Annotated in this window: 12 protein-coding genes; 7 read left to right on the top strand and 5 right to left on the bottom strand. The window is 65.6% G+C overall.

The genetic code is table 11. The features are described 5' to 3' along the window. Positions 1-5 precede the first annotated feature (5 nt). The 5 genes from ACPDIT_RS00700 to ACPDIT_RS00680 all read left to right on the top strand — a co-directional run bounded on the left by ACPDIT_RS00700 (position 6) and on the right by ACPDIT_RS00680 (position 5,922). On the top strand, positions 6-1,436 hold the full coding sequence (locus ACPDIT_RS00700; protein WP_423440656.1) for a glycoside hydrolase family 28 protein: 1,431 nt from the start codon (positions 6-8) through the stop codon (positions 1,434-1,436). Positions 1,437-1,649: 213 nt separating this feature from the next. Next, positions 1,650-1,958, top strand: a complete 309-nt coding sequence (locus ACPDIT_RS00695; protein WP_423440654.1) for a FeoA family protein — start codon at positions 1,650-1,652, stop codon at positions 1,956-1,958. Further along, entirely contained in the window at positions 1,951-2,199 is a 249-nt protein-coding gene (locus ACPDIT_RS00690; protein ID WP_423440652.1) for a FeoA family protein, read from the top strand. The genes ACPDIT_RS00695 and ACPDIT_RS00690 overlap by 8 nt, the downstream gene beginning before the upstream one ends. Positions 2,200-2,202: 3 nt before the next feature. Continuing rightward, complete coding sequence (gene feoB / locus ACPDIT_RS00685; protein WP_423440650.1) at positions 2,203-4,512, top strand: ferrous iron transport protein B; 2,310 nt, start codon at positions 2,203-2,205, stop codon at positions 4,510-4,512. A 609-nt stretch (positions 4,513-5,121) separates the two neighbouring features. Continuing rightward, positions 5,122-5,922 carry a hypothetical protein gene (locus tag ACPDIT_RS00680; protein ID WP_423440648.1) on the top strand — a complete coding sequence of 267 codons (801 nt, stop codon included), beginning with the start codon at positions 5,122-5,124 and terminating at the stop codon, positions 5,920-5,922. Positions 5,923-6,086: 164 nt separating this feature from the next. Here ACPDIT_RS00680 and ACPDIT_RS00675 read toward each other — a convergent pair whose 3' ends face one another. The 5 genes from ACPDIT_RS00675 to mtnA form a co-directional block, all read right to left on the bottom strand. Next, positions 6,087-7,244, bottom strand: coding sequence for an HD domain-containing phosphohydrolase (locus ACPDIT_RS00675; RefSeq protein ID WP_423440647.1), 1,158 nt, complete (start codon positions 7,242-7,244; stop codon positions 6,087-6,089). Beyond that, entirely contained in the window at positions 7,241-8,446 is a 1,206-nt protein-coding gene (locus ACPDIT_RS00670) for an HDOD domain-containing protein (protein WP_423440646.1), read from the bottom strand. The genes ACPDIT_RS00675 and ACPDIT_RS00670 overlap by 4 nt, the downstream gene beginning before the upstream one ends. Then, on the bottom strand, positions 8,443-11,202 hold the full coding sequence (locus ACPDIT_RS00665) for a PAS domain S-box protein (protein ID WP_423440644.1): 2,760 nt from the start codon (positions 11,200-11,202) through the stop codon (positions 8,443-8,445). Before ACPDIT_RS00665 ends, ACPDIT_RS00670 begins: the two co-directional genes overlap by 4 nt. A gap of 329 nt (positions 11,203-11,531) precedes the next feature. Then, a complete protein-coding gene (locus ACPDIT_RS00660; protein ID WP_423442552.1) occupies positions 11,532-12,665 on the bottom strand; it encodes a glycosyltransferase family 4 protein in 1,134 nt (377 codons plus the stop codon). A gap of 1,496 nt (positions 12,666-14,161) precedes the next feature. After that, positions 14,162-15,322, bottom strand: a complete 1,161-nt coding sequence (mtnA, locus tag ACPDIT_RS00655; RefSeq protein ID WP_423440642.1) for an S-methyl-5-thioribose-1-phosphate isomerase — start codon at positions 15,320-15,322, stop codon at positions 14,162-14,164. Between the two features lie 1,273 nt (positions 15,323-16,595). On the opposite strand from mtnA, the gene ACPDIT_RS00650 reads away from it, so the two are divergent. Then, positions 16,596-17,198 (top strand): hypothetical protein, encoded by a 603-nt coding sequence (locus tag ACPDIT_RS00650; protein WP_423440640.1) that lies wholly within the window; start codon positions 16,596-16,598, stop codon positions 17,196-17,198. Between the two features lie 465 nt (positions 17,199-17,663). Then, positions 17,664-18,203 (top strand): hypothetical protein, encoded by a 540-nt coding sequence (locus ACPDIT_RS00645; RefSeq protein ID WP_423440638.1) that lies wholly within the window; start codon positions 17,664-17,666, stop codon positions 18,201-18,203. The last annotated feature ends 302 nt before the right edge of the window (positions 18,204-18,505 follow it).

The following is an 18,505-nucleotide window of genomic DNA, read 5'->3' as shown; positions in this document are numbered from 1 at the left end:
AGCCTATGCAGATCCTGAACCGGGGAGCGCGTCGGACCGGGGCCTTGAAACTCCTGAGCGCGTGGGCCGGCGTTCTTGTTTGGAGCGGATGCACGGCACCCGGCCCCCGGGCGCCCCAGGAGTTCTCGACCCCCGAAGCGGCTTGGCGCGAGGCGGCGCGCATCGTGGCGCGCGTTCAACCCCCTCGCTTTCCGGACCGCAGCTTTTCCATTCTCGACTTTGGTGCAGTTCCGGACGGTCGGACGGATGCCACGGAGGCCATCCGCCGGGCGATCGCAGCCTGCGTCGCCGCCGGGGGAGGGCGCGTGGTGGTGCCACCCGGAGAGTATGTTACGGGGCCGATCCATCTGCGCAGTCGGGTCAACCTGCACGTGGCCGAGGGGGCCGTTCTGAAGTTCAAGACGGATCCGCGCGCCTATCTGCCGCAGGTCCTGACCCGCTTCGAGGGCATGGAATGCTACAATTACTCACCGCTCCTCTACGCCCATGGGGCCGAGCATGTGGCGGTGACCGGCCGGGGCCTGCTGGACGGGCAGGCGAGCTTTGAAAACTGGTGGGCATGGAAAGGGCGGTGGAAGGGCCGTCCGGCGCAGGGCCCGGACCAGACGGCGGCGCGCAATCGCCTGGTGGCCCAGGTGGCGGCCGGCGTGCCGGTGGAGCAACGGCGTTATGGCGAGGGCGATTATCTGCGCCCCAACTTCATCCAGTTTTACCGGTGTCGCAACGTTTTGATCGAGGGCGTTCGCATTCGGCGCTCCCCCATGTGGGTCGTCCACCCGGTCCTTTCCACGAACGTCCTGGTCCGGGGGATCGAGGTGGTTTCACATGGGCCCAACAACGACGGCTGCAATCCGGAATCGTGCCGGGACGTGGTGATCGAGGAATGCGTGTTCGACACGGGGGACGACTGCATTGCCATCAAGTCCGGCCGCAACGAGGACGGTCGCCGGCTGGGCGTGCCCTCGGAGAACATCGTGGTGCGGAAATGCCGGATGCGCGACGGCCACGGCGGGGTGGTGATCGGCAGTGAAATCTCCGGCGGCTGTCGCAATGTGTTCGTCGAGGACTGCGAGATGGACAGTCCGAACCTGGACCGGGTGATCCGTTTCAAATCCAATGCGGTTCGCGGCGGACTCGTGGAAAACATCTTCGTGCGCAATCTCCGCGTGGGCCAGGTGGCCGACGCGTTGCTGCAAATCGATTTTTTGTACGAGGAAGGCGCGCAGGGACCGCATCGGCCGGTGCTGCGTCGGTTGCGCATGGAGCAGGTGGATGTGCAAAAGGCGGCTCGCGTGCTGGACGTGCGCGGGTTCGAGGGTGCCGAGATTCGGGACGTGCGGCTGGTCCGGTGTCGGGCGCGCGGGCTCACGCGGGAGGACGTCGTGCAACATGCCGAGGTGCACATGGAGGAGTGCGTTTGGGAGCGAGCGCGCTGAGGGAGCGTGCCCGGGCGGGGCGAGCGTGGAGCTGCCGGGCGGTTGGGCCGGGCGGTTTGCCCGGGCGGGTTGGGACTGCCCGATGCGGCAGCATCCGGAGTGGGGTGCGGGAGAGCGGAGTGGCATGGGCCGCTGCGTGGGGACGGGCCCGTGAGGGGAGGATCCGGGGGTGCGCCTTGCAGGGGCCGGTGGGCTCGGCTAGTGTTGGGGGCCGTGAGTGACGCGCAGAAACCGTGCGAGATTCTGGAGGGCCATTGCGCCGAGCCGGGCGTATGTCCGCTGAGCCTGATGGCCGAAGGGACGGAGGTCTGCATCCGGCAATTGCTTGCTTCTCCGGAGGTGCGGGCCCGGCTGCGGGAGCTGGGGCTCGGGGAGCAACAGCGGATCAAGGTGCTGAGCCGGCAGGCCAACTTCATCTGTCAAGTGTGCAATGCCCGGCTGGGGATCAGCGAGGAAATTGCCCAGGCCATCCTGGTGGAACCGGTTTCCGAACCGCCGTCCTCCGGTGTAGCGCATGGTTGAGACGCTTCCTTCCCTGGCGTCGCTGTCGCCCGGGACCCGGGCGGTGGTGGCGGAGATTCAGTTGCCCCCGGCGGAGGCCCGGCGGCTGATGGAGTTGGGGCTGGTGCCGGGGACCCCGGTGGAACTGGTTCGCTTTGCCCTGTTGCGAGATCCGGTGGAGATCAAGGTGCGCGGCTCTTGTTTGAGCCTTCCCCGTCAGGAAGCCGAGGCCATCCGGGTGCGCCTGCCGGACGGGACTTGAGCCATGGCCCAGACGAGTCCGGTTTCGGGCAAGACGGCCTCCGCTGCGCCCTCCGTCGTGGAGGCGCGTTACATCTTCATCACCGGAAACCCCAACTGCGGCAAGACCACCGTCTTCAACGCCCTGACAGGCCTGCGCGCGAAGGTCGGCAATTACGCCGGCGTCACGGTGGAGCGGAAGGAGGGCCCGCTGCTGGGGGCATCCAGGGATCGGCCGGTCCGGGTGCTGGATCTGCCCGGAACCTACAGCCTGAGCCCGCACTCGTTGGACGAGCAGATCGCCCGCGACGTGCTGCTGGGGCGGTTGCCCGAGTTGCCGCCGCCCTCGGTCATCGTCGTGGTGGTCGACGCGTTCAACCTCCAGCGCAACCTGTACTTTGCCACGCAGGTGATCGAGCTGGGGCATCCCACGGTGGTGGCCCTCAACATGGTGGACGTGGCCGAGGCCCACGGGATGCGCGTGGACGCGGGCAAATTGGAAGAGGCACTGGGTGTGCCGGTGGTGCCGGTGGTGGCCAGCACGGGCCGGGGCATTCCCGAGTTGCGGGCCCGGATTCTGGCCTTGTTGGAGAATCCCGCGCCGCCGGCGCGGCGCCGGTTTCCCGTCCTTCCCGAACCCCTGGTGCAGGAGGCGCAGAAACTTGCGGCCCTGCTCACGTGGAATTTCCAGGAGCGTCGGGTGCAGGCCGATGCGGAGGCACTGTTGCTCCTGAGCAACGAACAAGCCCTGGCTTCCAGCCGATCCCATTACTCGCCCGGCATCCAGCAGGCAGTGGCCGCGGCCCGCCAACGGTTGGAGGCGGCGGGTGTGGACTGGCGGAGTGTGGTCATCGACGCACGGTACCAGGCCGTGGCCCGGATCGAATCGCAGGCCGTCACCCGGCTGTGGACTCCGAAGGAGACCTGGAGTGACCGGGCCGACCGCATCGTCACGCACCGTGTCTGGGGTACGCTGATCTTTTTCGGGCTGATGGCCCTGATGTTTCAGTGCATCTTCGTATTCGCGCGCATCCCGATGGAGGCGATGCAGGCGGGTGTGGACGCCCTGGGACAGTGGGTGCGGGAAACGCTGCCGCCGGGGGATTTGACCAGCCTGTTGAGTGACGGGGTCATCGCCGGGGTGGGTGCGGTGGTGGTGTTCCTGCCGCAGATCCTTCTGTTGTTCCTGTTCATCGGCTTTCTTGAGGACACGGGCTACATGGCCCGGGCAGCGTTCCTGATGGATCGGTTGATGAGCAAGGTGGGGTTGCACGGCAAGAGTTTCATTCCCTTGCTGAGCTCGTTTGCCTGCGCCATCCCGGGCATCATGGCCACCCGGACCATTGAGAATCACCGGGATCGGCTGGTGACGATCCTGATTGCGCCGTTGATGAGCTGTTCGGCGCGTCTGCCGGTGTACACGCTGCTGATCGCGGCCTGTATTCCACGGCAGAAGGTATGGGGCCTGTTCGATTTGCAGGGGTTGACGTTGCTGGGACTGTATCTGCTCGGCATTGTGGCGGCGCTGGTATTGGCGTGGGTCTTCAAGAAGACGCTGCTGAAGGGCGAGCCGCCGCTGTTGATCCTGGAATTGCCGCCCTACCGCCGCCCCGTCCTGCGCGTGGTCTTGCACCACATGTGGGAACGATCCAAGGTGTTCCTGCAACGGGCCGGCACGGTCATTCTCGGGATCAACATTCTGCTGTGGTTTCTGGCCACCTACCCGCGCAGCGCGGACCTCGAAGCGCGTTTGCAGACGGAGCGGAACTCCCTGATTCAGGAGCTGGCCCAAGCCGAGGAGGATTTGGAGCGGGCCAAGCCCGGGGAACTGGCGACGATTTCAAACCGGGTGGCGACGCTCCGGGCCCGGGTGCAGGAACTGGAGACCGCGCAGGCCTCGGAGCGGTTGCGTTACAGTTTCGCCGGCCGGTTGGGTCACCTGATCGAGCCCTTGATCACGCCGTTGGGATTCGACTGGAAGATCGGCATCGGCATCATCACCTCGTTCGCTGCACGAGAGGTGTTCGTCAGCACCATGTCGGTGGTGTACAGCGTGAGCGGGGATCAGAATGAGGATGGGGAAATCGGCAATCTGGCCCGGGTCATGCAACGGCAGACGCGACCGGATGGCGGCCCGCTGTACACGCCCCTGCTGGGGATGTCGTTGATGGTGTTTTACGTGTTTGCCCTGCAGTGTGCCAGCACCGTGGCCATCGTACGGCGCGAGACGAATTCGTGGCGTTGGCCCTTGTTTCAGTGGTGCTATCTGGGGCTGCTGGCCTGGACGGCCTCCTTTCTGGTGTGGCAGGGCGGACGGCTGCTGGGGTGGGGTTGAGCCCTCTGGCAGAGGGCCGCTCGGCCGGTGCGGTCCGGCCGGAGCGCTGATCCGTTCAGGCCTTTGCGGACTGGAACGTGCCGGGGACGGCAGTTGGGGGCGGGCGCGTCGGGGGCTGCCTTGAGGGACCCGCGGTGTCATCAGCCGCGGCGGGGTCATTCGACCACACAGGGGATGGCAACTGGTGATTCGGCTGCGGCGAGGGTCGATCCGTCGCAGCCCTGGGCTGCGGGGGCACGGCAGGGTGGTTTTTGCGGCCCACGGGCTGCAAGCAACAGGGCTGAAAGGCGTCCGGGCCCAATAGGCACCAGCTCGAGGTTGGTGTGTGGAGCGGGCAATCGCGCCGAATTCCGGGACACGACGGCGTGGAGAATGCCGGCGGCCAGGACCGTTGCAGGGTGGGGGCCAGCTTGCGGGGGCTTGCCGCCCCGGACCCAAAGGGCTCGGGCTCCGCTCCGGGTGGGAGTTTGACCCGGCGACATGGTGGTGCTTGCCCCGGGGCTCCGGTAGGGGCGTCTCCTGTGCAAAAAGTTTTCCGAAAATCACTTGACGCAAAAGGAAACCGGGACTAGAAGAACGGCAGACATGCACCAAAGAGGTCGAGTAAACATGAAACGCGCATCTGACCGAATCCCGCTGGCTCTGGCGATTCTTTCTGTCACTGTCTCCATTGGCATGGCCGCGCCGATGGACGTTTCTACGGCTCGCAAGGCGCTCCGAAATGTTCCCGTGGCGGAACTGCCGGCGCAGGCGGCTGCCTTGTTGGGCCGGGCTTCCGGGGAAGACCTGGCCGTGAGTGCGGCCAACATCCTCAGCGCGTCCCATGCGATTCGTCCCGCGGCCACTGTGGCCGTGGTGGGCGCGCTGGCCCGGCAGGCCCCCGTAGCGGCTCCGGTCGTAGCGGCCCGGGCGGTGACGTTGCAAAGGAAGCCGAGTGCAGAGTTTGTGGACCAGGTTGCAGCAGCCGCCGCGGCGGCGGCGCCTCAACAGGCGGCGGCCATCGTGGAGGCCCTGTGCAAGGCGGTCCCGCAACACTACACGGTGGTGGCGCTGGCCGCGGCGACGGCGGCCCCGCAGGCAAAGGATCAGATTCTCGCCGCGGTGACCCGGGCGTTGCCCGGCCTGCAGCCGTTTGTGGATCAGGCCCGCAGCCGACTGGGTGCGGAGGCCCCGTTGGCCACCGTGCTCCAACAGGCCAACGTGTTGCTCACCGCCACAGCCACGGCAGCCCGGACCAAGCCGGAGATCCTGATGGCCGGAGGGAATTCGGGTGGCCTGGGTTCGCCGGTTCCGCCCCCGACGTTCGGGCCTCCCTTCACGCCGTTGCCTCCGGGTGAGGTCACGGAGATCACGCGTTCGACCACCCGGGTTGCCAAGCCGGGCGAGGGCCGCGACTATTCCACGCCGTAAGCGGACTCCCGGGTCCGGCAAGAACCCATTTGCTGCCGGAGGGCTTTGCCCTCCGGCATTTTGTTTTTTGGGGGAGGGGGATCGAGACCCGTTGGGAGACGCGCAAGTGTCTTTTTCCCGGAGGAAAGAGGAGGCTTGGCGACAGGGCGGAATGGTCCCGGGATTTAGCCCATCACGTAGATGGGTTCCTTCACCGGGTTGAGGGCGGCGAAGTTGCGCAGCCGCTGCAGGACGACGGCCGTCAGTTCCGTGCCGGATTTGAGCACCAGGATCCCGTCTTCGGTTTCGACGTCACTGGCCAGCACCTGCCCCACGGCCAGCTCGTCCAGGGTGCGGGAGCGGATGGTGGGTTGGTCGGCAGGTGTCTTGTGGAGGAACACATCGAAGCAGGCCGCCGCGCTCTGGAGTACGCGGGGATCGTACCATCCCTGCCGTTCCTGCAGGATCGCGAGGGCCTGAGAGCGATCCTGTCCCTGCACTTCGAGTTCCACCATGTCGCGCAAGACCTTGAACACCCGCGCCGCCGCCGGGATGTCCTCGCCGGCGATGCGATCGGCGGGCAGGCCGGAGCCATCGTAGTGCTTGTGCTGATAGCGCAGGATGGCGGCCACGCTTTCCAGCCGCGGGATGTGCGCCAGGAGGTTCGCACCCATTTCCGGGGTCCGTTCCACGAGCTCCTGTTCTTTGGGGTCCAGAGGCAGACTGCGCACCAGCTTGTCGAGGACCGCCGGCGGAAGAGTGAGATGACCGAGGGGAAACAGCAGCGCAGCAGCCTCGAGGTCCCACGACTGTTTGAGTTTGAAAAAGGAGGCGTATTCCCGGACCGCCTGACGCAGGCGCTGGCTGATCTGAAAGGCCACGGGATGGGCGGAGGAAAGGACTTCGGTCAGCAATCGAATCGTGCCGTTAAGAGTGCGCTCCAGGAGTTCTCGTTCTGCAGTGATGAGTTGATATTGGTGAAGGGCCGCCTGGAGGGTTTGGGCCATTAATTCCACCGGGCAGGGTTTGTTGAGAAAACGGAAGACATGTCCCCGGTTGACCGCATCCACGGCGGTCTTTTGATCCGCGTTGCCGGTGAGCATGATGCGGACGGTGTCCGGGCTGCGGGCTTCCACCTGCACCAGCAGCTCGAGCCCGTTCATTTCGGGCATCTGCATGTCCGCGACCACGACCGCGTAGGGCCCGTGTTGTTCCAGTTTCTGCAACGCCTCGGGACCGCTGGTGGCGGTGTCGATCTGGAAACGCTGGCGCAAATTGCGCTGGAAGGCGGCCAGCACGTTGGGTTCGTCGTCCACCAGCAGGATTTTCAGATCCGGTCTCATGGGCAGAGCGAAAAGTTTGCAAGGTGTTGCTCGAGCGTCGGGCGATCGGGCAGACCCAGTCGCTGGAGATAGCCGACGTCCGGCCCCCGGGGATGCTCCTCCGGAAATGTTGCATTTGGAGGTCGAAGAGTTTCCGCCAGATGAACCGCGGTCAGGGCGGAGAACTCCGGGGAGGCCGGATTGCCGGGTTGATGGTGGTGGGCGATGGCTTCGACCACGGGTTCAGGCAGGCCCCAAAGCCCCAGGAGGTAACCGCCGACTTCCGCGTGCGTGGTGCCGAGAGCGGCCTGCTCGGCTTCGTCCAGGGGCAGGGTCTGTTGGCGGGCCTCTCGCCAGATTTGTGCGTATTCCTCCCCCAGATTGACGGCCAGCACGAGTTGCCCGACGTCGTGGAGCAATCCGGCGACGGCGGCCTGTTCGGCCACGTCGGTCGACGCGTGCATCTCTCGGGCCCACTGACGGGCCCGGGCGCCCACTTCGAGACTGTGACGCCAGAGTGTTTCGTAGGGAAACCAGCCCAGATTTCGGCTTTCGTACTGATGAAAGGCATGCAGGGCCAGGACCAGCGTCTTCAGGGTGTTCAGACCGAGGAAGCCCACGGCCTCCTGAATGTCGGCGACGGTATGGGGCAGACCGAAAAAGGCCGAGTTGACCAGCTTGAGGATCTGGGCGGTCATGGCCGGGTCCCGTGCCACCACCGCAGCCAGCTCTTCGAGGGTGGTCTCGGGATCCTCCAGCTTCTGAAGCAGCTCTTCGTACAGCCTGGGGACGCTGGGAAGGTGGTCGAGCCGGCCGAGCAGTTGACGGAGTCGAGGGTTGTTCAGGGAATGGCCGGCCAGGGTGGCGCGGTGGATGGCGGAACGCAGCGATTCGGGGTCGCACGGCTTGGCCAGGTACTGATGGGCCAGCCCGACGCACTGAAGGATCTGCTGTTCATCGGCCTGGCCGGAAAGGATCAACCGCACCACCTCCGGCCACCGTTGCATCACTGCCCGGAGGAGTTCGACGCCGTTCATGCCGGGCATGCGCATGTCGCTGACCAGCACGTCGAAAGGACTTTTTTCGAGGCGGGCCAGTGCCTCGGCGCCGCTGGTGGCAAATTCCATGATCCATTGGGTCCGCATGGACCGCAGGGCCCGGCGCAGGCCGTCCAGAACCATGGGCTCGTCGTCCACGAACAGGATGCGCAGCGGCCGGTTCATGGCTTCTGCACCGACGGGGCTTGCAGAGGCAGGCGCAGGGTGAACGTCGTCCCCTGGCCGACCTGACTTTCGAAATCGATGGTGCCGCCGTGCTTGTCCACAATCACATTGCGGACGATGGGCAGTCCCTGTCCCGAACCCTTGCCGACGGATTTCGTCGTAAAGAAGGGTTCGAAAATGCGGTGGCGAATGGCCTCGGGGATTCCGCAGCCGGTGTCGGAGATTCGGATCTCGACCCAGGGATCGGCGCGTCGGGTCTGGATGGTGATGCGACCCTTGGTGGTCGGGTGGGCGCCGACGCGTTCGGCGATGGCCTGGGCGGCGTTCACGATGAGATTCAGGATGGCCTGATTGAATTCTCCGGGCAAACACGGCACCAGAGGGAGTTTGGGATCCAGATCCAGTTCGAGGTCCGCCACGTACTTCCACTCGTTGCGGGAGACGGTGACCGTGGTTTCGATGGCGTGGTTGAGGTCGGTGGGCGTCTTCTCGGCAGTGCCCGGGTGGGAGAACTCCTTCATGGCCCGCACGATCTTGGTGACCCGGGCCACGCCCTGCAGGGTTTGCTCGATTGCCTTCGGGATTTCCTCCAACAGATAGTCGAGGTCCGCCTCGCGAGCCCCCTGCCGGAGCTGCGCCAGAACCGCCTCACACGGAGGGCCGGATTCGGAGTCTTCGGGCAGCGCATGGATCTGCCGGAGGAGGCCGGCCAACTGCTGAAAGCTGTCCTGAAGAAATCGCATGTTGTCGCCCACGTATTGCATGGGGGTGTTGATTTCGTGGGCGATGCCGGCGGCGAGTTGACCGATGGCCTCCAGTTTCTGGGCCTGGCGGAGTTGGATCTCCATGCGGTCACGTTCTTCACGGGCGCGACGCAGTTCGGTGATGTCCTCCTTCATGGCCAGGTAGTGCGTCACGCGGCCCTGTTCGTCCTTGATCGGGGCGATGACGGCCTGTTCCCAGTACAGTTCGCCGTTCTTGCGACGGTTGAGCAGTTCCCCCCGCCAGGTCTCGCCGCGCGCCAGGGTCTCCCACAGGTTTCGATACACCGCGGGATCCATCTTGCCCGACTTCAGGATGCGCGGATTCTGGCCACGGACCTCGTCCAGGGTATAGCCGGTCAACTCGGTGAATCGGGGGTTGACGTACTCGATGCGGGCCTCGGCATCGGTGATGACGACGCTCGCAGGCGACTGTTCGATGGCCTGGGAAAGCATCCGCAGACGGGCTTCCGTTTCGCGTCGGGCGGTGATGTCGCGCCCAATTCCCACCAGCCCGATGATGTTGCCCTGCTCGTCGCGGAGGGGCAGTTTGGTGGTTTCCAACCACTGCTGGCCGCCGGCGCTGTTGACGATGAGCTCCTGGCGGTTGATCACCGGTTCGCCGTGGAGAATGACCCGCATGTCATCGGCGTAACAGGCGGCGGCGATGCGGCGGGGCAGCAGGTCGTAGTCGGTTTTGCCCAGAACCTCGGCTTCGCTGGTGGCACCCAGCGCTTTCAGGTCGGCCTTGTTCGCCAGGGTTTTGCGCGCCAGGCGGTCCTTCACGTAAACGTTGTACGGCAGTGCATCAATGATGGTGCGCAAAAGAATGCGTTCCTGCTGCAACTGCCGGGTCAGGGCCTGCTGACGGGTGATGTCGCGAATGATCCCCACCCAGTGGCTGCGCCCCTCCAACTCGACGCGGCTCAGCCGCAACTCGATTTCTGCTTTCCGGGCATCGGGGCATTGCACCACGAGTTCCTGCGGCCCGTGCCGGGCGCAAGCTGCGACAGCGTCGAAAACCGGTTGACCGTTGTCGGCGCGAACGATCTGTGTGGGCCGCCGCCCGAGCAGGTCGGCGGCCGTGCAGCCGAGGATCCGTTCCGCGGCCGGATTCCAGAACAGCACGCGTCCGTCGGCATCCAACAGGACGATGCCGTCCGAGGCGGCCGTGGCAATGGCGCGGAAACGGGCTTCGCTCTCGCGGAGGGCCTGCTCCACCCGTACCTGATCGCGCAGGTCATGACCGATGAAGGCGTAAAAGGTGGCCTGACACGTTTCGGAGTGATGGGCCAACAGGGTCGCGGCAGCCGGGACGGGACGGCCCTCGGCATCCCGCAGCGAAAGGCGCCCGCGCCATTGGCCCTGGCTGGCCACCACGGTAAGGATCTCGGCGAAGAGACTTTGCGATAACTCGGCACTGAACAGCTCGGGCAGGCGATGCTGGGCGTGACTGTCGCCGGGCCATCCGAAGAGGATCTGGCCGGCTGGATTCAAATACGCCAGACGGAGGGTGGGCGCCTCGGCCAGGGCGATGACATCATTGGCGGCCTCGAGAATGGCGCGCCACCGCTGTTCATGGGCGGCGAAGCAACGGCGTTGGCCCTGTTGCCGGGCCAGGCGGGTGCGCACGGCCTGGACCAAACGCTCGGCGCTGAATGGTTTGGTCAGGAAATCGTCCGCGCCCAGATCCATGGCCTGGCGCTGGCCGTTCAGTCCCGCCAGCGATTCATCGCCCGTCATCAGAATCACCGGGACATGGGCCGCGGTCGGGTGCTGCCGCAATTCCGACAGAAAAGCAAAGCCGTCCTGCCCGGGCATCTGCACATCGCACAAGATCAGGTCGGGCGACTGTTCGACCGCCAGGCGCAATCCCGCCTCGGCGTCTCCTGCGTCGCTTACCTGCCAGCCGGCCCGGGTCAGGATCCGACGGATCACCGTCCGGAGGCCGGGGTCGTCGTCCACCACCAAAATGCTCCCTCGCCCTTCCACCATGCCTCTTGTCTCTGTCGGCGACGTCATGTTCCGGAATGGTCCGCCGTGCAACGAATTGCGGCCAAGGGGACAAAACCGCGCTTGCAGACGCGAGAAACTTGCCCCGTCCGGTGTTTCGGTCACTCCATGTCAGGTATCGGCGGAGTCGGGCTCGGCTTGAGCAAATTGCGTGCCGCGGCGCAGCTGCGAGACCAAATGTTCGAACATCGGGATCCTCGGGCCCCTCTCCCTGGAACCGGGCGATGGACAAACGGGGGCGTCGTGCGTCCTGCAAAGGCACGGGTCATGCCAAGCCCGCCGAGGGGGTTGGCCCGGATCGCTGTCGGGACCTAACCGCCCGCAGGCTGCTTCGTTTCGTGGATTCGGTTGACGACGGCTGCCGCCGGCCGTGCCTGGGCTTCCAACCAGTCACAGACTTTCGGCAGTACCACAGACCACTGGAACTCGTGCGCGCGACGCCACGCCCGCTCCCGGCACGCCGCGTACCAATCCGGCTGGTGCAGGAGCGACCGCACCATCTCAGCCAACGCCTCCGGCGTTTCGCGGGAGACGATCCATCCGGTCTGGCCGTGCACTGTGGAATCCACCAGGCCGGCCACCGGATACACGACCGCCGGGGTGCCCATCGCATTGGCCTCGATCACGTTCAGTCCCCAACCTTCGCGCACCGAGGCGTGCAGCAAAAAATGTGCGCGACGCAGTTCCTCGTTCTTGGCGGATTCGGGCAACGGACCGGTGAAGCGGACCCGCGGGGACAGCCCCAGGTCCTGCACCAGCTGTTTCAAGCGCATTTCCTCGGCGCCTCCGCCCACCACCGTGAGCTCGGCCGGCACGCCGGCTTGCACCAGCAGCTGCAAGGCGCGGACCGCGTGGTCCACGCGTTTGTTCGGGGCCAGCCGGGAGACCACCACCAGGCGAATGGGCGGCGTCAAGGGTTTGGGATCGAGGGTGGCCAGCGGCACCGTGTCGCACCCGTTGGGCCAGACGACCACCTGCCGCACTCCGTGAGCCAGCAGAGCCCGGCGCGTCGAATCCGAGGGCACCCAAAAGGGAACGTTCCGGTACAGCCAATGCGTCCAGCGTTCCTGCCACTGACCGATCCGACCCAGCAGCCCCGGATAAAAGACCTGCCAGATGGGGCCCAGCACCTCGTGGATGTAGGCGATGCACCGCGTGCCGCTCCACCAGGGCGCATACCAGGGGATTCCGTGATGTTGGTCGATCACCAAATCGAACCCGGGTTGGCGCCGATACCAGCGCCAGGCCGCCCAAATGGAGGTTCCCTTGCCCCCGCCGCGCAGGAATTGAATCCCGTCGCGCTCATACCGGGGGGCGGCCCCGGGGAAGGCATTGGAAAACCAGAAAACTTCGTGCCCCCGCTCCCGAAGGGCGCGCATAAAGGCCAGCGACACCCGCTCGGCCCCACCGGCTTCGGGGTTCTCCGGATCCCGCCAATTCAACATCAAAAAGCGCATGAAGGGCAGGGATGTTGTGCTGCTACAGTCCCATCCACCGCCCGGCTGGTGCAAAACAGCCGGGAACACCCAGTATGCCGGCGGGGCGTGCGCGGCCCAAGCGGAATTCCTATGCCCACTGTATGCGCTTTTGGCGCGTGGGGTTTGCCCGGGATCTGCCCTGGACCGACGAATCGGCGCGTCGTGGCTCTCCTCCAACGGGGCGCGGAGGCACCCGCTCAACGGAGCGCCCTGGGCCACCGGATTACCCTGCTAGCGGGTGAATATTTGCGCCTCCGACGCGTTTTGTGGCTGTGCACAGGGGCGAGAGCTCGCCAGCCCAAGCCGACGCCCCGGCAACTGGGCTTGCACGAATTCCTTTCGGCCTGAAGGGACGGAGCGCGGTTTGGCAGGCCCGGCCCTCGCGATGCGCATCCTCGAGTGGCGCCTCTTCAGGGCGCGGCGAGGTCTTGGGACGCAGTCCCCGGGGCCTCGCCCCGGGCTATGGAGTGGGTGCGCCTTCGGGGCGTGGATTCGCTCGCGTGATCAGGGAGTGGGGCATCACGAGGTTGGCCACGGTCGAGAGCCGCCGGACGGCGGGGGCCTTGCCTGTCCCAGCCCTGGCAGTGGGTATTCTCGAATCCAACGTCATCCAAACCGGTTCCACCTGAACGTAGCAAGACCCGGATCATGTTTTGCACCTTCGGCGCGTTGCACGTTCGCCCCATCGGTGCCGGAATCCCTCAGCCCGGGGTGACGCCCTGGGTAATCGGGATTCCGCAGTTTACACCGCCCTGAAGGGGCGGAACTCGGTGTGGGCACGCTCGGCCCTTGCGATGGGCATCCTCGAGTGGCGCCTCTTCAGGGCGCGGTGGGTGGGGGAGCCCGAGTTCCCGGGCGCTGCGCCGGGCTGACGGATCGAATGCGCTTTCGGCGCGTGGATGGGATGGTGCAATTCGTGGGTACCGGCGGGTGTCTTTCCAGGATTGAGCCCCGGATTCAAGGGGCCGAGGCACGACCGTTTTCCTTCGGCTTTCCCGTGCCGAGGATACCCGACATTTTTCGCGACTTTGCGCGGGCAAAAACCTGAATTGTGGCGGGGTTGTCCGGCCGCTCCGGCTGCGCGCCTCCGCGAGCAATCCTGTCTGACCCCCTTGCATGCGGGCCGCGCCGAGACGCGAGCGCGATTCTGTAGCCTGTTTCACGGAGGGGTTGGCTCCGGGAGCGCCGGCGAATCCGGCGCGGTCAAGAAATGTGCGGGCGGAATGAACGGACAGGGCAGGCGCTTGTGATCGCCGGCGCACGCGCGTGGCGCGGCTTTTCCCGGGCGGTCGATCGGATCCGCGGGCCACGATGCGGCAGGGTGCTGCGCGCAGTCCGTGCGATGCGGCCTGCCTCGCGGCTCTTCACACTTTTATGAGTTGGTTGGTTCACCGGGAACGGTGCGTTGGCAAACCCGGGCCCGGCCCCCGAAAATCCAGGGAACGTCCTGCGTCGCCGGGGCGTCATCGGCCGGTGTCGGCTTGCCTGAGATCTGCCGGATCTGTTCGCAGCCACTCTCGCCGAGCCCACAGCTCCTGTGGCCTGAAGAGCCCCCGGGGAGTAAGAATCCCCGTTACCAACTCCGCGGGTGTCACGTCGAAGGCCGGATTCCAGGCCGGACTGCCCGGGTTGGCCACGCGTACATAAATGCGCGAGGCCCGCGAGCCGGGCCGACGAGAGCTCCGGCCCGGATCCGGGGAGTCCGGAACACCCCAGGCGCCCAGCACTTCCGCAGGAGCGCGCTCTTCGATCGGAACCTGCTCGGCCGACCCGAGCGACCAGTCGAGCGTGGACAACGGCACCGCCACGTAAAACGGGATCCCGTGATGTTTGGCCAACACGGCAAGGTTGTATGTTCCGATCTTGTTCGTGACATCTCCGGTACGGGCCACCACGCGGTCGCTCCCCACCAGTACCATGTCCACACGGCCGGAGCGCATGAGCAGCCCGACCGCCGTGTCCGCGATCACCGTGTGAGCGATGCCCTGTTGCGCCAGCTCCCACGCGGTGAGTGCTGCTCCCTGGGACCTCGGACGGGTCTCCGCACAGTACACATGAAATCGAATGCCCCGCGCATGGGCCAGGTAGAGCGGCGCCGTGGCCGTGCCATAATCCACGCATGCCAGCCACCCGGCATTGCAATGGGTCAGGATCCGGGCCCCGTCACGGATCAGCGACACCCCTTGCTCGCCCAGCGCGCGACATTCCCCGGCGCTCCGGTGGGCGAATTCCTCTGCCGCCGCCAACGCCAGAGCCTGCTTCTCCGAAACCGTGCGTCCCGCGCGCATGGCGGCCAGGACCTCCGCCATCGCATGGGCCGGATCCACCGCGGTGGGGCGCGCCTCCAACAAGGTGCGGTGCACCTGACGCACGTGTTGGTCAAACCGCCGACGGTCGTCCCCGGCAAACGTCCGGACCCCCTGCGCCAGACCATAAGCGGCGGTGGCGGCAATCGCCGGAGCCCCGCGCACGACCATTTCTCGGATGGCCTGCGCGGTTTCCTCGTGGGACTTGCAGCGGAGGATGCGAAACCGGTGGGGCAACTGGCGCTGATCGATCAAACAGACGGCATTCGCAGCGGCGTCGAACGTCACACTTCGAAACGACCGGGTCCTGCCTGCCATCGTTACGTTCATGCGTCAAAAAAATCATTCCCCGGGGTCATTGCCAATCGCTTTTGCCGGCCGCGGTGGGTTTCCGGTCCGGGCCCGCGTCGCGCCAACTGAGTGGCCACCGGCGTGGGATCCGTGGCCATCAAACCTGCTCTTGGGAGTCCTGCGATTTCAGCCAAAGATCCGGCGCCGCGGTGTTTCTGAGAATGCCAACAACGCTGGTCAACAGCCTCCCGCGCCTGCAACGCCGCCGGTCGAGTCCCTCCGGCCTCCAGACGGCTTGCCCCGGGTAAGATCCAACGGTGCTGCTGGGTCCTCCTTCGGCCGGGAAGGGACGACAGCCACGATGCGTCGCTGCTCGTGACGCAGACCGGCGCAAACTCCGAAGCCGTCGGGAAAAGTCCCGGCTGTGAAGGCATCCGCATTTCTGAGTTGACCTTTTCTTATTCTTTATTTTGGCTGTGGCAAAGCTTGGAGCGAATCGCCATGAATCGTCGGGAGCGATGTGCACTTTCCGTGCGCCAGGGCGGTGCGGCTGGGCACCCGCATTGTATTTGTTTCCTGCTGCCGGCCAAATCCCGCGTGGGTTCTGAACCGGAGGGTGGACCGGCCTGCGGCGGATTCGTGGCGGTTGGTCTCACTCCTTATCGGCGCACGCCGCATTCCTCGGCGGGGGAAGTGGCCGGCCTTCAGGCCGAGCCTCTTCCCCCGGGGGAACGGTGGACAGGCCGTGATGTGTGCCGTGGCGTCGCTCTGGTTGTGGCCGGTGACAGCAGGGTGGGGTGCGATTGCGGACGACGACCCCGGCATCCGAGTCATGGGCCGGGTGCGAAACTCGTTGCCACCACCCCCCGCCCGTGTGTTCGACAGTGTGGTTGGATTCGAGGGGGTGTCAAAGGGGGCTTGCTGGAACCTCAGGGCGTTTTACACCAAACAGCAGCGGATCAGCATTCATGGCGGCGATGGCTGGAATGTGTTCTCGTTGTGGCTCGGGCCGGTGCGGTTTGCCCCGTCTTCGAACGGGGTTGGCCACGGGGTCGGTCCGTCACGGATGCTGGCCCGAGTCGGGCATTCGGTCGGAAACCGTGATCTGGCTGGCTTATTGCTCAGGGAGGGTGTTGGAGGAACGTGGGTTTTGGGGGGGAGCTGGCCTCCCATTCCGGCTCCGTGGTGGGTTCCGCTCCCTTTTGCGCATCTGTATCGAGCTCAAGCTGAGTCATTGCAGGATGGCCAGGGCCATGCCCGGCGAACGGCGTTCCTTCCCGATCCGGAGCGGGTCTGGTGGATGGTCGAGAGGGGAGCCGTGGAGGGCGCCCCGACGGCCGCAGGCTCCGCAGCGCTTCGGGACCATCTGGTCAGGCGGGCCCGGCATTGGCTCGATGGGGAGAAAGGGCACGCGGTGTACGAGGTGCTGCGGACGGTGCGGTGTGGTCCGTGGGAAGTGCCGGCGGTCTGGCGACTGCGGACGTTCGACTTGTTACGGTCCGGGCCTTCGGGCGAGCCGCTCGAGGCGATGAGTTACCGGGGCGAGATCGAGTGGGCCGAGCCGATCGCGGAAATGGACTACTTGCCGCGTTGGCCGGGGTACACGAAGGAAGTTCAAGTCAGTGATTACCGCCTGGCCGATCCGGCGCGGCGGGTGGCGTTTGTCGGATACAAGATGAAGAACTGGGCCTGGCGGACGGACGAGCGGGATCCGTATTTGCTGGAGTTGCAGGCGCGTCAGGCGACGTGGGCGCAACGGAATGCGGCGGTGCGGAAGCTGCCGCGGGAGGTTGCGGCGGTGATCTTCGGGGTGGCACTGGTGAGCCCGTTGTTGTTTCGCGGGGTGCGGACCTGGCTGAGGGAGCTGGTCCGGTCGTGGATGCGACCGGAGCCGGGAACGTGAAGGGCGATGGTGGACGGTGTCTTGCCCGGTTTTCTGCATGGATCGGGCGGGGCGTGGAGGGCGAACGATGCGCGAACGAGCGAATTGGACGCGATGCGGCGACGGGAAGACTTGGTGGAGACCCTGCTCGAGGGTGTGAAAGATCCTGGCGGGCAGGATCGGGCCGGCGGGGCTTGAAATGCCAGGATCCTTTGCACCGGTGATGGACAGCGTTGGAAGCAGCAGGGATGGCTCGACTGATGGATGCGTTTGCGGGCGGGATCACAGGGTCGGCTCCCGTGTGTGGCACATCCCGGATGGGTGCGATTGGATTTGCCAGGGCGCGGCTGCCGCGGTGAGGAAACGATGCGAAGCGCGTGTGCGTATCAGCAGTGGCAGCCACGCCGGACCGGGAAAGGTGGGCCAGGGTGACCCATCGCCTAGGAACCCGGGAAAAGCCGTGCACGCCCAGGGCAAAAGAGGTCCATGAAGCTGGAACGGCACATGAAGATTCAGGCATGGTTCGGGCTCGTGGTGCGGAGCCTCGGGATTTGCTTTTTGACCGTGGGCTTCCTGAAGTTGATGGCCCTGTCGCGGGTCGATCTGGTGTACGGGACGATGCTGTCGGCGCCGAATCCCATCTTTGGTTTTTGGTCAAACCGCGGGGTCTTGTTCCTGGCGGCCGTGACGGAGATCTGGGTGGGCGTGCTTGCGTGCCTGAAGGGGCCACCGCTGGGGATCCGGGCGGGTGCGCTCCTGTGGTTCGCGTGTGTGTCGCTTTTTTACCAGTTTTTGCTGGTCTGGGTTCGGTACGACGGGCCCTGTGGATGCAGTTATGGCCTGCATTTGCTGCCGATCCCGGCCTTTGTGCGGGACGGGCTGGTGGCTGCGCTCACTCCCGTGACGATCGCGGTTTGCGGCGGTGGCTTGTGGCACCGAAGTTGGCTGGAAAGGCGGCGAGCCCGGCCCGATTGCACGTCAGCCGCTGGAGTGCCGGCTACCCACCAGGGCTCGAGGGGCTTGTAAGCGTTTGACCGTGTCGGGAGACTCCGGCGGTTGCCCGGGCGGAACAAGCGTCAGGGCTGCCCTGGCATATGGTGGCGTGCTGGTGAACAGAGGGCGTTTTCCCGAGAGGTTTTGTTCGGAGGATGGATGGTTTTCCAAGTGGGCGACTCGGGCGGAGATTCGGCCCGCGGGGGAACGATCTTGGGTCCGCGGGCGTTGGCGATTGCGAGGACAAGGTTCCGCGTTCGCGAAGGTGCCTGGTCGGGCAGGGAACGTTGCGGTTTGGGGGCAATCGGCTGTTTTTCTACTCGGTGTTCCCCGAC

Origin of the sequence: Limisphaera sp. VF-2, assembly GCF_049537125.1 — a bacterium.
In the GTDB taxonomy this organism is placed as follows: domain Bacteria; phylum Verrucomicrobiota; class Verrucomicrobiia; order Limisphaerales; family Limisphaeraceae; genus Limisphaera.
The sequence above is the reverse complement of the archived record's forward strand: the minus strand, read 5'-3'. Positions and strand labels throughout refer to the sequence as shown.

What these genes read in the sequence shown, in the direction of transcription:
- mtnA (WP_423440642.1), bottom strand. Translation starts at nt 15,322, where the DNA reads ATGGCAGGCAGGACCCGGTCGTTTCGAAGTGTGACGTTCGACGCCGCT.
- ACPDIT_RS00660 (WP_423442552.1), bottom strand. Translation starts at nt 12,665, where the DNA reads ATGTTGAATTGGCGGGATCCGGAGAACCCCGAAGCCGGTGGGGCCGAG.
- ACPDIT_RS00645 (WP_423440638.1), top strand. Translation starts at nt 17,664, where the DNA reads ATGAAGCTGGAACGGCACATGAAGATTCAGGCATGGTTCGGGCTCGTG.
- ACPDIT_RS00700 (WP_423440656.1), top strand. Translation starts at nt 6, where the DNA reads ATGCAGATCCTGAACCGGGGAGCGCGTCGGACCGGGGCCTTGAAACTC.
- ACPDIT_RS00675 (WP_423440647.1), bottom strand. Translation starts at nt 7,244, where the DNA reads ATGAGACCGGATCTGAAAATCCTGCTGGTGGACGACGAACCCAACGTG.
- ACPDIT_RS00665 (WP_423440644.1), bottom strand. Translation starts at nt 11,202, where the DNA reads ATGGTGGAAGGGCGAGGGAGCATTTTGGTGGTGGACGACGACCCCGGC.
- ACPDIT_RS00650 (WP_423440640.1), top strand. Translation starts at nt 16,596, where the DNA reads ATGGTCGAGAGGGGAGCCGTGGAGGGCGCCCCGACGGCCGCAGGCTCC.
- ACPDIT_RS00670 (WP_423440646.1), bottom strand. Translation starts at nt 8,446, where the DNA reads ATGAACCGGCCGCTGCGCATCCTGTTCGTGGACGACGAGCCCATGGTT.
- feoB (WP_423440650.1), top strand. Translation starts at nt 2,203, where the DNA reads ATGGCCCAGACGAGTCCGGTTTCGGGCAAGACGGCCTCCGCTGCGCCC.
- ACPDIT_RS00680 (WP_423440648.1), top strand. Translation starts at nt 5,122, where the DNA reads ATGAAACGCGCATCTGACCGAATCCCGCTGGCTCTGGCGATTCTTTCT.
- ACPDIT_RS00690 (WP_423440652.1), top strand. Translation starts at nt 1,951, where the DNA reads ATGGTTGAGACGCTTCCTTCCCTGGCGTCGCTGTCGCCCGGGACCCGG.